This is a genomic window from Novosphingobium sp. PhB165, from assembly GCF_004341845.1.
Lineage (GTDB): Bacteria > Pseudomonadota > Alphaproteobacteria > Sphingomonadales > Sphingomonadaceae > Novosphingobium.
Genome location: NZ_SLVB01000001.1, coordinates 1,206,807 through 1,219,981, shown reverse-complemented (window position 1 = coordinate 1,219,981; position 13,175 = coordinate 1,206,807). Strand labels below are relative to the sequence as shown.

At 64.3% G+C, this 13,175-nt stretch carries 13 protein-coding genes and 3 tRNA genes; 6 read left to right on the top strand and 10 right to left on the bottom strand.

Going from position 1 to position 13,175, the window contains the following annotated elements; all coding sequences use genetic code 11:
* The 5 genes from EDF56_RS05750 to EDF56_RS05730 form a co-directional block, all read right to left on the bottom strand.
* A partial coding sequence (locus EDF56_RS05750; protein ID WP_243652400.1) for a TonB-dependent receptor plug domain-containing protein occupies nt 1–905 on the bottom strand: 905 nt, incomplete at its 3' end.
* Nucleotides 906–1,451: 546 nt separating this feature from the next.
* Nucleotides 1,452–1,528, bottom strand: a tRNA-Pro gene (locus tag EDF56_RS05745).
* 49 nt (nt 1,529–1,577) lie between these two features.
* Nucleotides 1,578–1,653, bottom strand: a tRNA-Ile gene (locus EDF56_RS05740).
* A gap of 62 nt (nt 1,654–1,715) precedes the next feature.
* Entirely contained in the window at nt 1,716–2,720 is a 1,005-nt protein-coding gene (locus EDF56_RS05735) for a polysaccharide deacetylase family protein (protein WP_132385698.1), read from the bottom strand.
* Between the two features lie 47 nt (nt 2,721–2,767).
* A complete protein-coding gene (locus EDF56_RS05730) occupies nt 2,768–4,654 on the bottom strand; it encodes a HAMP domain-containing histidine kinase (protein WP_132385697.1) in 1,887 nt (628 codons plus the stop codon).
* A gap of 315 nt (nt 4,655–4,969) precedes the next feature.
* Here EDF56_RS05730 and EDF56_RS05725 point away from each other — a divergent pair, with 315 nt between their 5' ends.
* Complete coding sequence (locus tag EDF56_RS05725; RefSeq protein ID WP_132385696.1) at nt 4,970–5,437, top strand: Lrp/AsnC family transcriptional regulator; 468 nt, start codon at nt 4,970–4,972, stop codon at nt 5,435–5,437.
* Between the two features lie 117 nt (nt 5,438–5,554).
* Here EDF56_RS05725 and aroQ read toward each other — a convergent pair whose 3' ends face one another.
* From aroQ to EDF56_RS05705, 4 genes are all read right to left on the bottom strand, one after another.
* On the bottom strand, nt 5,555–5,992 hold the full coding sequence (aroQ, locus tag EDF56_RS05720) for a type II 3-dehydroquinate dehydratase (protein WP_132385695.1): 438 nt from the start codon (nt 5,990–5,992) through the stop codon (nt 5,555–5,557).
* A 100-nt stretch (nt 5,993–6,092) separates the two neighbouring features.
* On the bottom strand, nt 6,093–6,491 hold the full coding sequence (locus EDF56_RS05715; RefSeq protein WP_132385694.1) for a hypothetical protein: 399 nt from the start codon (nt 6,489–6,491) through the stop codon (nt 6,093–6,095).
* 68 nt (nt 6,492–6,559) lie between these two features.
* Nucleotides 6,560–6,973, bottom strand: a complete 414-nt coding sequence (locus EDF56_RS05710) for a holin family protein (protein WP_132385693.1) — start codon at nt 6,971–6,973, stop codon at nt 6,560–6,562.
* 133 nt (nt 6,974–7,106) lie between these two features.
* Nucleotides 7,107–7,183: transfer RNA gene (locus tag EDF56_RS05705), tRNA-Pro, on the bottom strand.
* 307 nt (nt 7,184–7,490) lie between these two features.
* Between EDF56_RS05705 and yajC the strand changes: the two genes are divergently transcribed.
* The 3 genes from yajC to secF are packed head-to-tail and all read left to right on the top strand — an operon-like array spanning nt 7,491 to nt 10,483.
* Nucleotides 7,491–7,826 (top strand): preprotein translocase subunit YajC, encoded by a 336-nt coding sequence (gene yajC / locus EDF56_RS05700; protein WP_132385692.1) that lies wholly within the window; start codon nt 7,491–7,493, stop codon nt 7,824–7,826.
* 40 nt (nt 7,827–7,866) lie between these two features.
* Complete coding sequence (gene secD / locus EDF56_RS05695) at nt 7,867–9,483, top strand: protein translocase subunit SecD (RefSeq protein ID WP_132385691.1); 1,617 nt, start codon at nt 7,867–7,869, stop codon at nt 9,481–9,483.
* A gap of 13 nt (nt 9,484–9,496) precedes the next feature.
* Nucleotides 9,497–10,483 (top strand): protein translocase subunit SecF, encoded by a 987-nt coding sequence (gene secF, locus EDF56_RS05690; RefSeq protein ID WP_132385690.1) that lies wholly within the window; start codon nt 9,497–9,499, stop codon nt 10,481–10,483.
* Between the two features lie 84 nt (nt 10,484–10,567).
* Here secF and EDF56_RS05685 read toward each other — a convergent pair whose 3' ends face one another.
* Nucleotides 10,568–11,050 (bottom strand): DUF6456 domain-containing protein, encoded by a 483-nt coding sequence (locus EDF56_RS05685; RefSeq protein WP_132385689.1) that lies wholly within the window; start codon nt 11,048–11,050, stop codon nt 10,568–10,570.
* Nucleotides 11,051–11,141: 91 nt separating this feature from the next.
* Between EDF56_RS05685 and EDF56_RS05680 the strand changes: the two genes are divergently transcribed.
* Nucleotides 11,142–11,714, top strand: coding sequence for a helix-turn-helix transcriptional regulator (locus EDF56_RS05680; RefSeq protein WP_132385688.1), 573 nt, complete (start codon nt 11,142–11,144; stop codon nt 11,712–11,714).
* 23 nt (nt 11,715–11,737) lie between these two features.
* Nucleotides 11,738–12,964 (top strand): glycosyltransferase, encoded by a 1,227-nt coding sequence (locus EDF56_RS05675; RefSeq protein ID WP_132385687.1) that lies wholly within the window; start codon nt 11,738–11,740, stop codon nt 12,962–12,964.
* Nucleotides 12,965–13,175: the final 211 nt, after the last annotated feature.

Genomic DNA, 13,175 nt, shown 5'->3' with positions numbered 1-13,175 from the left:
GTCTGCCAGGCGTCGTAGAAGCCCGAACCCTGCCGCGTGAGCTGATCGCCCGCAAACGCGCCGAAGCCTTCATTCGGGTCCACCGCGATCAGCTTCTGCAGCGAGCCGTTCGTGTGCGAGCGGCTGTAGGACACGATCATGTAGTTTTCGAGGTTGGGCGCGAGATCGGCCACGGCGCTGAAGCGCAGCGCGGTATAGTCGACGTCGCCGAAATCCTTGGGCCCAATGCCGCTGTTGTTGTGGATGTAGCCGTCGCGCGACTGATGATCGACACCCATTCGGATGCGCAGCGAGTCCATGACCGGGATGTTGATGACCGCCTGAACGCGGCGCAGATCGTAATTGCCGATCGATCCTTCGACAAAGCCCTCAAGGTTGTCGGTGGGCTTCTGCGGGACGAGAAGGACAGCACCGCCGGTGGTGTTGCGGCCTTGCAGCGTACCCTGCGGGCCCTTCAGGACCTGGACGTTCGAGAGATCGAAGAAGCTGCCCGGGCCGGCGCCGTCGCCAACCGGAACGTTGTTCGACGCACCGCGCGGCGCGACGACGTCCGCAAAATAGACGCCGACGGACGGAGCGGTGCCGGTGTCCTGAACGAAACCGCGAATGGCGAACGTGGAGTTCTCATTGCCGAAGTTCGAGTTCGCCGACAGCGACGGCGTGTAACGCGCCAGATCCTGCGAGTTGACGACATTTCGGTCGGCAAGCTGTGACTGATTATAGGCAGTAATCGAGATCGGTACGTCCTGCAGTCGTTCCTCGACGCGGCGTGCGGTGACGATAATGTCGTTGGTGCTGGCTTCCGTATTGTCTGTCGACTGCGCTGCGGCTGGGGAGGCGGCGAAGGCAAAGGCAATTGCACTGGCGCCGATCATCATGGAGCACGATTGGAATTTGGTAAGCACGCTGTCCTCTCCGAATTTATTATTATGCCAGGGCATACGAACGGGCGCCGCAAAACGCGGCCTCCGGGCAGGCATTATTGACTATGTTCAGATATATAGCGCTGCGGCGCATAGCGTCGGCGTTGGGAGGCGGCAATTCCGATCGCCGATAATTCCCAGTGATCGCTGTCGGGATGATGTCTGCCGATACAAATCGCGACTTGTCTTTGTGCGACTCGCATTAATCGATTTGACCGAAGCCAATTCAATATTGAATCGATCTTGCATTCCAAAGACAGTGTAGCAGTTCTTATGAACTTCACTGTATCACAAGTCTAGGGTCTGCGAATCGATCGTAGACAGGTCTCCCTACATCGAATCTTCAGCGGTTCAACTGGTCGAACGACTTTTGTTCAACAGATCGAATGATGCGCGTCGCAACATTGATCGATGCCCAAATGGTCCGCGCTCATCGCCTCATCGGGGACTTCGCCATCTTCGCGACCGAAAGCGGAAAATCCACTCGGGCCGTCATGGCAGGCTCCAGCATGTCTTGGAAAAGCGAATTGGTCGGGGAGACAGGATTCGAACCTGCGACATCTTGCTCCCAAAGCAAGCGCGCTACCGGGCTGCGCCACTCCCCGACCCTTCGGTCGTCGATGATGATGTTGGGTCCGTGCCGGCCCTCTACGGTGGTGGGCCCGGCAGGATTCGAACCCGCGACCTAGCCGTTATGAGCGGCCAGCTCTAACCGCTGAGCTACAGGCCCCAACCGTTCCCCCGGCTCATCGACAGCGCCGGGGTGAAAGCCCGTTAGCTTGGTGCGTCGCACTAGGCAAGCTCGACTGCGTGCATGATTTCGCCAACGCTCGTCGGAAGCACGTCGCGCCGCGCAAGATGGCCGAAAAGCTGGCGCCACCAGTCATATAACCTGTTGAGATCTTGCACGTCCTGTACGTAAGGCGTGTGCCCGGGGGCCAGCGAAGGGCTGTGGAATGAGAAAACCAGCACCGGCAGACCGTCGTCGATGGCGATATCGACTCCGCGAAGCGCTTCGTCGACACTGATTCCCTCGGGCGTCAGGGCGATGCGTTCGAGCAGTCCGGTGCGGGCGAGCACGCCGCGCACTTGCGGCGCGCGCCAGAGGTGCGGGTAGATCGCATTGCCCATCTGCCGCAGCGGCCCCCAGTAGACCGTGGTCAGCGGCAGTTCGAGCAGGCGCTTGGCCGGATCCACCCAGTAGGGACGCAGCGGATGTTCGCGGTAGTTCGGGCCGCCCGCGCTGCTGTAATCGAACCGGGCACGCACCGAACTGTCGATGGCGATTCCGAATTCGGTGAGGATTTCGGCCGTGCGGGGGCCAAGGCCATAGCGGCCGGCGCGATAGATTCGCGGCGCGGTTCCGAAGGCCTCGACGATCCGGGCATGGAGCCGGGCGAACTTCTCGCGTTCCAGGGTGAAGGGAAGATTGCCTGCGTAGGAGTTGAACTCGCTGACCTCTTCGTCGAACGGCGGGCTCACCCAGGGGTGGAGTTGGACGCCCACTTCGGCACGCCCGGCGCTGACGGCATTGCCGATGGCTTCCGGTATGCGCGGTGATTCGGCGACCGGATAATCGACAAGGTAGATCGGCTTGACGCCGAATCCTTCGCAGAATTCCTGAAACTGGCGTAGGGCCGAGACAGTGACCGTGCTGTAGCGGTCACGGTCGAGCGGGGCGTCCCAGTCGAACTCTTCCTCGGTATCGACCGTGACGATGAAGCGCTGGCCGAAATCCTCCCGAAAACGGGCAAAGGCGTCCGGCTTGGGCGGCTGAAGGATGTTGATCCCCGACAAGATTGAATTTTCCCCCGATCGGGTCGCATCCGGTAGGGCGACTGAATTCAGAGCGCTCGGCTCCGCGATGAATGGCTATGATCTGTGTCCAGCGCGGTCAACCCGGGCAGGTGAAGCTCGAGGCGTGCGCCGGTGCGGCGCAGACTGCCGCCGGCTGCTGCCGCCTCTGCTGCCGCAAGACGCAGGGTGAAGCCGATCCCGAACATGCCGGTAGACAGCGCATGGCCGCGATCGCTCGACGAGGTTTCGTGGAAATTCTCGTCCGTGCGGGCCGCGAGCGAGGCGGGCAGGGCGACGCGCAGCATGACGCCGTTATCCTCGCGCCCCCATTCGACCGGCAGGATCTCGTCGAATGCGGTGGACCCGGCGAGCGCCGCGAACAGGCGCCAGATAAGGCGTTCGGCCTCGGTACGGTCGAGTGGCACTGGCAATGCCGCGTCGTCGGTCATGGCGATAAGCGCGAAGCCGCTGCGGCGTGGCTCGGTCCATGCCTTCAGGCGGTTCACCGTTTCGGCGAGCACGGCGCCCAGGTCGCATTCCCCGGTTTCGAGGCCGAGCACGCCGGTTTCCAGCCGGACCAGCCGGTCCAGTTCCTCGAAGCCGGCAAGAATATGAGCGCAGTCTCCGGCGATGGCGGCTGCCAGCGCGCGATATTCATGCGGAGCAGGGCCATAGAGCTGCTGCTGGATGATTTCGGCGGCGACCTGAATCGCATTGGCGGGGGTGCGCAGCTCGTGCAGCACCTGACGCAGCCGGTCAGCTTCGCCATGGCCTTGCACGGCGGCGCCGACTGCGGCGAGCACGGCGGGACGGCGCAAGCGGCCGCAATAGCCCATGAAGCGGCCGCTGACGGGATCGAAGCGAGGAACGGCATCGACTTGCCAGGTGCCCCGAATCGCGGGGGCGCCGCTGATTTCCACTTGTGCTGCGCGCAGCGGCAGGCGGTGGCGCATGGCCGAGACGATGCCCGCCGGTGCCTCTATGCCCGGCGCTTCCGTGGAGGGGAGGCCGGAAAGGTCGAGGCCGATCAGCGAAGGCGCGTGGATACCGTCTGCCCAGGATACGCGGCCTTCGGCATCGGTGCTGAAGTCGATCGCGGCCGGTACGCGCGGCGGGCTGGGCGCGGCATCGTTATGCGGTGCGCGCGGCTCATCGAAAGCCCCATCGTGGTCGTGATGCCCGTTGCCGAGTGCCTCGCGCGCCTTACGGAATTCCTCGATACGGCGGACGATGGCGCCGATCCCGGCCTGCGTATTGGTAGGCGGCGGCGCGACGCCCAGCGAGGCAGTGGCTTGACCGAATTCGGCGAAGGGCGCGGTTTCGACGGCGCGGAGCGGAGGAGGGGGGGCGGCCTGCGGCGGAGCAGTAGGGCCAGGCGCAGTCGGGCTCGGCGAAGCACTCGGGCTCGGCGAAGTTGCGGCGGGCGCGGCAGCGGTAGGAGCAGGCGGCGCTTCGGCCTCCACTTCCAGCAACATGTCGAGTTCCATCGCCTCGACAGGCGGAAGAGCCCGGTCCTGCACACCGAGTTGTTCGAGCAGGGCATCGACTTGCGGGCCAAGGTCGCGGCGGTGGCGCAGAATTCCGCGCGCCCGGATGGGCAGGGCGGGGATCAGCGTGAGCCAGGCATCCTCGGTCAGATTGGCGGTGCGCACGGCGGCAGTGGCCACTTGCGGCTCGGCTTCGGCAAGGCGCGCGACAAGGCGCGGGTTGGCCAGAGGCTGAAGCGGCTGCGCGACCAGCCGCGCGCGGTCGGCGGCAGGAATGATCTTGTCCAGTTCGCGCAGTTGCGCGAACCCGGCGGCAACCGCCCAGGAGCGGGCATTGGCCGGCAGCCGGCCGAGAATATCGACCAGTTGCCGGTACTGGATACGTGCCAGTGCCTCGCCCGTAGTTGGCAGTCGCAACACCGTGGCAAGACGATCGTCGAAATGCATTCCCGCTCCAAACCGTCCGGTGGCCGCTCATGCGCCAATCCGCCGCCGGACTTCAAACTGACACTCTAATCTGCCCCTTGGCGGCGACTTTAACGCAAATCGCTTAAGGAGAGGTCACCAAGCCGCGCACTTCCTCGGATTCTACGGTGGATAACCGCCGCTGGCAAACGGTGCAGACAGCGAAAGCGGTCGGTTTCTAGGCGTTGCAATGCGGTACAATTACGCTATGGGATAATAATATTACAGGGGTGCACGTGTTTTCGAGTGGAAGTTACATGCTGGACGACGCCGGCGCGCCCGCAAGGAAAGATTCGCATGATCAATCTCGATGAAATCGACCGCCGCCTGCTCGCAGAGCTGCAGAGCGAAGGTCGCATCACCAACGTCGAACTGGCGCAGCGCGTGGGCCTGACCGCGCCGCCGTGCCTTCGCCGCGTCCGCAGCCTTGAAGAATCGGGCATTATCCAGGGCTATCACGCCGATCTGGATGCCTCGAAACTCGGCTTCACCATCACTGTTTTCGCATTGGTCAGCCTCAAGAGCCAGGCCGAGGAATCGCTGCGCGCGTTCGAGGACCACATGAAGGGTCTGCCCGAAGTGCGTGAATGCCACATGCTCAATGGCGAAATCGACTTTATACTGAAGATCGTCAGCCGCGACCTTCAGAGCTTCCAGGAATTCCTCACCAGCAAGCTGACCCCGGCACCGAACGTGGACAGCGTCAAGACCTCGCTGACGATCCGCACGGCCAAGAACGTGCCCGGAGTGCCGCTGGAAGGCTGAGGCTCCTGCGCCCTCGCGCCGGTCCGCGTGGCGGGCCGTGCCGGACGGGGGCGCAATTCAATCCACTGATATGGCGGCAGGCCGGCGAACCATGGGTTGCCGTGTCGCCGCCGACAGTCACAAGCCTGCAGCGGCTTCCAGTGCCACGATGTAGCTCTGCGCACCGAAGCCGGCCACAGTGCCCTTCGCGGCCATGCCGACCCATGACTTGTGGCGGAATTCCTCGCGCGTGTGCGGGTTCGAGAGATGGACCTCGATGACCGGCACTTTGACGGCGCGGATGGCGTCAAGCAGCGCGATCGATGTGTGCGTATAGGCGCCCGCGTTCAGCAGAACGGCATGGGCGCCGTTGTCCTCGGCCTCATGCAGCCAGTCGACAAGGTGGCCTTCGTGGTTCGACTGGCGCATGTCGATCTCGCAATCCAGCGCTTCTCCGCGTTCGACGAGCATGGCGGCGATGTCGTCCAGCGTCTGGGATCCGTAGATGCCCGGTTCGCGCAGGCCCAGCCGGTTGAGGTTCGGCCCGTTGAGCACATAGACCAGCCTGGCTGCCATTTCGCGAATGTCTCCATGAACTTGCCGACACGCGGTACGCGGCCGGACGCTGCCGCTCTAGCGCAACTGCACCGGCCCTGCAAAGCGCGCGGCGGTGCCGTCAGCCGACAGGCTCTGTCTGGACGCCGACGCGGAAGGGTCCGTTGTTCATGACGGGGCCGGATGCTGCAGGGGCGGCGGCCTGAGCTGGCGCGGCATCGGGGGCGGGCGGAGGGGTGTCCGCCGGCTTGTCATCAGGTTGCTGAGCGGCATCCTGCGGAGTGGTTTCGCCCTGGTAGAACTGGGCGAGTTCGGCATCGTGAGCTTGCTTCGCGGCGGCATCTGCCGTTGCCCGCGCAGCGGCCTGATTGGCTGCCTCAGCCTTTGCCGTCTCGGCCTTCGCCTCGGCAAGCTGTTGTTCGAGTTCCGCTTCGCGGCTCTGGCCGCAGCCGGTCAGCGCACCGGTCAGGACAAGTGCCGGTGCCACCAGCACCAGCGAACGCACGACATTCCGAAACACGCAAATGCTCCTCGCAAGGGACCCGAAGGCCTTGCGAGGAGGTTTATCACCGAAGCGTTAGCGCAATGTTAGCGATCCGAGCCCTTGGTCTTGCCCCACTGGCGCATCGCCGAATACCCGAGGTAGCCGGTGCCGAAGAGCGCATAGAGCGGTTCGGGAATGCCGTTGAGGTAAGCGGTCATGCTTTCGGCGATGGCGTGGGCAGTCGCTGGGCTGAGCGCGCCGATCAGGCCCATCGGCAGCGACCAGAGCAGCATGACGTACATTACATAAAGGAAGCTGGGCCGTGCGCGACTGGTCCAGGGATCGGTGGAATTGGCCTCGGCGATGATAGCCGAGAGGCTGGCCTGCAGCATTTCCAGATCCTGGCTGTTTTCCTGCTTGAGCAGTTCCAGCTTGGCGCGGTCGCGCGCTTCGGGGTCGGGGATGACCTTGTCGATGATCTTGGCGATGGGATCGATAATCGAATCGAGCAGCGGCATGGACGAGCACTCCCTTTCGGATTGTTGCTCGCAACCAGATAACCAAATCGGTTCGTGTAGGAAAATGCCGCAAACGCGCGTCGAGGGTCCCCGAGGGGGGGGGGATTTGCATTGTCGACGATGTTGGGAAAATTGGTCGGGACGAGAGGATTCGAACCTCCGACCCCCACACCCCCAGTGTGATGCGCTACCAGGCTGCGCTACGTCCCGACCGGAGCGCGGCCTATAGGCAGGTCATTCGGATAGCGCAAGCACCCTTTCTTCACTTTCTTCACGGGGCCTGTGGATGAATGTGTCAGGGCTTGAAGTGGCGCCGAAGATGGCCATTTGCCCGTGACATTGGGGGGCTGGGGGCGCTTTCGCCCGCGAGTGCGCGCGTTGCCAGCCTTCCGCTTTATTGCTAACCGCGCCCATCCGGTGAAATCCGGCGACGGTATTTCGGGGCGGGGCGTGCGGCACATCCGATGCAACGCGCGATTCGCGCCGGGACGAAACGACAAGAAGGCCCTTCATCTCAATGCAAAGCTCGATTCTCAACCAGCTTGCCGCCGCCGCGCCCGCGGGCGCTCCGCCCGCATGGATCCAGTATCTGCCCTTCGTGGCGATGGCCGCGATCTTCTGGTTCCTCATCATGCGTCCGCAGATGAAGCAGCAGAAGGAACACCGCAGCAAGCTTTCCGAGCTGAAGCGGGGTGACGAAGTGCTGACCGGCGGCGGTTTCGTCGGCAAGGTCCTCAAGGTCGATGATAACTATGTCGAGATCGAGATCGCCCAGGGCGTGAAGGTCAAGGCCGTGAAGTCGACCATTGTCGACGTCATTCCGCCCGCCGGTTCCAAGCCCGCCAACGACTGAGGCTTCGGCCCTAAAATCAGAAAAAGAGAAGCCTGAGGCTATGCTCGAATTTTCCACCTGGAAGAAGGCCTGGTACTGGGCGCTGACGCTGTTCTTCTGCGTCTGTGCCCTGCCTTCGCTGGTCGCGCTCACACCGAACGTGCGCTGGCCCTCGGCATTGCCCGAGCCCAAGATCAATCTCGGCCTTGACCTTGCCGGCGGCAGCCGCCTGCTGCTCGAAGCCAATCGTGACCAGGTCACCCAGCAGCGTCTGGAAGGCATGGAAGAATCGGTGCGCACGCGCCTTGGCCAGAGCGAGCCGCGCATTGCCATCGGTGACGTTTCCAGCTCCGGCGGCAAGCTCTCCTTCACGGTGCGCGACCCTTCGCAGGTCGATGCCGCTCGTGAGGCGATCCTGCCGCTGACCTCCGGTGCGGGCCTCTCCGGCCAGCGTGACTGGGACATCCAGGTGGTTGACGGATCGCGCTTCGTGCTCGTGCCGACGCAGGCCGGTATCGACCTTGCGATCAACAACGCGATGGAAACCGCGGTCGACGTCGTGCGCAAGCGTATCGACGCGCTCGGCACCAAGGAGCCCGATATCCGCCGCCTCGGCGGTACGCGCATCGACGTGCAGGTCCCCGGCCTTCAGGATCCGCAGGCGCTGAAGAACCTGCTGGGCCAGACCGCCAAGCTTGAATTCAAGATGGTCGATGAGACCGCCGTGCCCAGCGATCTTGCCAAGGGCGTGGTTCCCCCGGGTTCGGAACTCGTTCCCTGGGCCGATCCCAAGGATCCGGCCTCGCAGGGCGTGCCGGTGCTGGCGGTCAAGCGTCTGGGCGGCATCAAGGGTGATGAACTCACCGATGCCAAGCAGGCCTTCGAGCCCAAGACCAACACACCGGTCGTCTCGATCACCTTCAACCAGCAGGGCGGCGAGAAGTTCGCCAAGCTGACCACCGAGAACGTCGGCAAGCGCTTCGCCATCATCCTTGACGGCAAGGTGCTTTCGGCTCCCAGCGTCCACGAGCCGATCCTCGGCGGCAGCGCTCAGATCTCGGGCAGCTTCACGGTCCAGTCGGCCACGCAGCTCGCGATTGCGCTGCGTTCGGGCGCGCTGCCGGTCGATCTCACCGTGGTGGAGGAGCGCACCGTCGGTCCCGACCTCGGCGCCGATTCGATCCACAAGGGTGCCATCGCCATGGGCGTGGGCACCGGCTTGCTGATGATCTTCATCCTCGTCACCTATGGCCGCTTCGGCGTCTATGCCTGCTGCGCGCTGGTGGTGAACCTGCTGATGATCCTGGGCGTGATGAGCCTGTTCGGCACCACGCTGACGCTGCCCGGCATCGCCGGCTTCGTGCTCACCATCGGTGCCGCCGTCGACGCCAACGTGCTGATCAACGAGCGTATCCGCGAGGAACGCCATCGTGGCCGGCGTGTGCTGCAAGCGGTGGAACTCGGCTACAAGGAAGCCAGCCGCGCGATCTTCGACGCCAATATCACCAACGTCATCGCTGCCGTGCTCATGGCGGCTTTCGGCACCGGACCGGTGCGCGGCTTCGCCATCGTTCTGTTGATCGGCATCGCCACGTCCGTGTTCACTGCCGTGACCATGACCCGCATGTGGGTCGCCGGCTGGCTGCGCAAGACGCGGCCGGCGGACCTGAACCTGTAAGAGGAGAGGACAGATGAAGCTCCTCAAGCTCGTTCCCGACCACACCAACATCCACTTCCTGCGGTGGCGGGTGCCGTTCTACGTCATGAGCCTTGTACTCATGGCGGCCTCGATCGGCCTCGTCGTCACCAAGGGCCTCAATCTGGGCGTCGACTTCGTCGGCGGCCAGGTGATCCGCGTGACCTTTGCGGAGGGCACCAACGCCCCCGTCGAGGTGCTCAGCAAGGAGATCGACAAGCTGGGTTACGGCGAGCCGATCCTCCAGCGCTTCGGCAAGCCGAACGAAATTTCGATCCGCATGAAGCTGCCGGCCGGCGCGGACAAGAATCCGAAGCTGTCGGACGCGATGGCGCGCACCATCACCACCGACATCCGCTCGAACCACGCCGATGCCCGTATCGACGGTGTCGATTCGGTCTCGGGCAAGGTCTCCGGCGAGCTTGGCCGCAGCGCCATGCTCGCACTTGGCCTCGCGGCGCTGGCGGTGGCGGCCTACATCTGGATCCGCTTCGAGTGGCAATTCGGTGTCGGCGCGCTGTTCAGCCTCGTGCACGACGTGACGCTGACGCTCGGCCTCTTCGCGATCACGCAGATGGAGTTCGACCTCAACATCGTCGCGGCCCTGCTGACGCTGATCGGTTACTCGCTGAACGACACCATCGTCGTCTACGACCGTATCCGGGAGAACATGAAGAAGTATCGCAAGATGCCGATGCCCGAGCTGCTCGACCTTTCGGTCAACGAGACGCTCGCCCGCACCATCGTCACCTCGCTGTCGATGCTGATCACGCTGGTCTCGCTGCTGCTGCTGGGCCCGGACGTGATCTTCGGCTTCACCGCCGCGATCGTGCTGGGCATCTTCGTCGGTACTTACAGCTCGATCTACATGGCCGCGCCAATCCTGATCTGGCTGGGCGTGAGCAGCGACAGCTTCGTCAAGACCGAGAGCGAGATCGACCGTCAGGAACGTCTCGCCCGCGAGCGCAGCGCGCGTCCCTGACGCTACTGACTGGCTGACAGGAAAAGGGGCTGCTCCCGCAAGGGAACGGCCCCTTTTTCGTGCCCGAATGGCGCGCGGTCAGGGCTATTTTGCGATCCTGTAAAAGTCCGCCACCCGGTCAAGCGCGAGGCCGAGCACCAGCTTGCCGCTGCGCACCGGCCACCCCAGCGTCTTTTCTGCAGTTGGCACTGTCTCGCCCGCGCAGACCACGCGCCACAGCACGTCGGCGAGCCCTGAACCGGCGGCAGCGATGGCGCCATCAAACCGCGCTTTGGCGGCAATCTGGCGCTCGCCGGGGCTGAGGTCCGCCCCGCCGCCACCGACGCGGACCGGGTCCCAGTGCATCGTCACGCGCGGCGAAAGCTGCGCGCGTTCCCAGTCAGCGCGCAGGAGTTCGCCAGCGGCGAACCGGCGGTCGCTCAAATGGCCGCGGGCATGGAGCCAGGATAGCGAGGATTCGGCCAGATTGACGGTCACGCTGCGCGGCCCCCGCCGTTTGGGCGAATCGGCAGCGAGGCGGGCCGGTCCCTCGCTTGTGAGCGTGCGTTCGACAAGATGCTGCTTCATGGCTTCCTCCAGAGTTTACAGAAGGTCGCAACTTGCCAAACTGGAGTGATTGTAGGAAAGGGAAAACCTAATTGGTTATTTCGAGGTGCCCGTGATCAACCGCATTCGTGACATCCGGCAGCAGAAAGGCCTTACTTTGGCGGATGTGGCTGCCGCCTGCCGTCCGGCGACGACGGCGCAGACCATCGGGCGGCTTGAAACCGGCACGCGGACGCTGTCGCTTGGCTGGATGAACCGCATTGCCGCCGCGCTTGAGGTGGAACCCGAACTTCTGCTGCGCAGCGAAACGCGCGAACCGGCGATGATCGTCGCGGTCCTGACCGAAGCCGGGCCAGAAGCGCCGCATGCGCCACGTGAAGCGGTGCCACCCCACGAACTCGCCGCCGAAGCGCCCTGGCTGGTGCTGGAAGTGGAGACCTCCTCGGGCGAGTACCGTGCGGGAGATCAGGTCTGGCTGCGGCAGCTGCCTCCGGGGCAGGCGACGCGGGCGCTCAACCGCGATGTGCTGGTGCCGCGTCCCGTCGGGCGCTTCGCGTTCGGGCGGCTGATCGATTGCGACGGGGATCGCATCGCGCTGCTGCCTCCGGCCATCGGCCAGAGGCAAGTGCTGGTGGAACATCCGCAGTGGCTGGCGGTTGCGGAGATGCTGGTCAGAAAGCTCTAACTTCTCACGCGTAGGGGCACGTCATGCGCATCCTTTCGATAGCCACGCTGTTCCCCAACCCCGCGAAGCCGTCCTTCGGGATCTTCGTTGGTAACCAGATGCGCGCGGTGGTGGCCAACTGCGCCGTCGATCTCGTGATGGTGAGCCCGGTCGGTGTGCCGCCATGGCCGCTGTCGCGCCGCAAGCCTTACGACGCGCTGCGCGAACTGCCTGAGGCGAGCGACGCTTCGGGCATTGCAGTGCTCTATCCCAAGTTCACGCTGATCCCGAAAATCGGCGGCGACAGTAATCCGGGGCGCATTGCCAAGGCGATCCTGCCTCTCGCGCGCCAGTTGCATGCCGAGCAGCCGTTCGACCTTGTCGATGCGCAGTTCTTCTTCCCCGACGGCCCCGCCGCCGCGATCGTGGCGCAGGAACTGGGCGTGCCGCTGACGATCAAATCGCGCGGCGCCGATATCCATTACTGGGGGCAACGCCCGGCCGCGCTCGCGCAGATGCTCAAGGCGTCGCGGCAGGCGAGCGGCATGCTGGCGGTCAGCGAGGCGCTGCGCGCGGACATGATCGCGCTCGGCATGCCGGGTGATCGGATCGGCGTGCATTATACCGGCCTCGACCGTGAGCGTTTTCATCCCATCGAGCGCGGCGCGGCGCGGGCCTTGGTCTCGGCGCTGCCGGACCTTGGCGTCTGGTCGGTGGGTCCGCTGCTGGTGACGCCGGGTTCGCTGATCCCGCGCAAGGGCCAGCGGCTGGTGATCGAGGCGCTGGCGCATTTGCCGGGTGTGCGCCTTGCGCTTGCGGGCGTGGGCGCGGACGAAAAGGCATTGCGCGGGCTTGCCCATTCGCTCGGCGTTGCCGACCGCGTGCAGTTTCTCGGGCAAGTCGGGCACGATCTCCTGCCGCACTTGCTCTGCGCGGCCGATGTGCTGGTGCTGCCCTCGGCGAGCGAGGGTCTTGCCAATGTCTGGATCGAGGGGCTGGCCTGCGGCACCCCGATCGTCGTTCCCGACATCGGCGGCGCGCGCGAGGTGGTGAAGGATCCCAGCGCTGGCCGCCTTGCCGAACGCACGCCCGAAGCGATCGCCGAGGCCGTGCACGCCATTCTCGCCGACCCGCCAAGCCAGGAGCAGGTTTCGGCCAATGTCGCCCGCTTTTCATGGGGCGTGAATGCGCAGAACCTCGTACACTTCTGGCGCGCGGTGCTGGACGGAAAGTCGCTCGAAGACGAGGGCGCCGCAGCGCTCACGGGGTAGATTTAAGCCTTGCCCGTGCGGCAAGATCTGTTTCCCAATCTGAAGATGCGTGCCAACTCCAAACCCGTCATCCCCGCGAAGGCGGGGATCCCGCTTCTGTTGTGCAGGGCGCGAGGTTGCCAGGAAGCGGGGCTCCCGCCTTCGCGGGGGCGACGATGATGTGGGATTGGCAGTTCGACTTATATCCAGAGGGTGGGGCGTGTGCATCTCC

Coding starts and splice junctions, on each gene's coding strand:
- EDF56_RS05730 (WP_132385697.1), bottom strand. CDS start 4,654: ATGCATTTCGACGATCGTCTTGCCACGGTGTTGCGACTGCCAACTACG.
- EDF56_RS05725 (WP_132385696.1), top strand. CDS start 4,970: ATGATCAATCTCGATGAAATCGACCGCCGCCTGCTCGCAGAGCTGCAG.
- aroQ (WP_132385695.1), bottom strand. CDS start 5,992: ATGGCAGCCAGGCTGGTCTATGTGCTCAACGGGCCGAACCTCAACCGG.
- EDF56_RS05710 (WP_132385693.1), bottom strand. CDS start 6,973: ATGCCGCTGCTCGATTCGATTATCGATCCCATCGCCAAGATCATCGAC.
- yajC (WP_132385692.1), top strand. CDS start 7,491: ATGCAAAGCTCGATTCTCAACCAGCTTGCCGCCGCCGCGCCCGCGGGC.
- secD (WP_132385691.1), top strand. CDS start 7,867: ATGCTCGAATTTTCCACCTGGAAGAAGGCCTGGTACTGGGCGCTGACG.
- secF (WP_132385690.1), top strand. CDS start 9,497: ATGAAGCTCCTCAAGCTCGTTCCCGACCACACCAACATCCACTTCCTG.
- EDF56_RS05685 (WP_132385689.1), bottom strand. CDS start 11,050: ATGAAGCAGCATCTTGTCGAACGCACGCTCACAAGCGAGGGACCGGCC.
- EDF56_RS05675 (WP_132385687.1), top strand. CDS start 11,738: ATGCGCATCCTTTCGATAGCCACGCTGTTCCCCAACCCCGCGAAGCCG.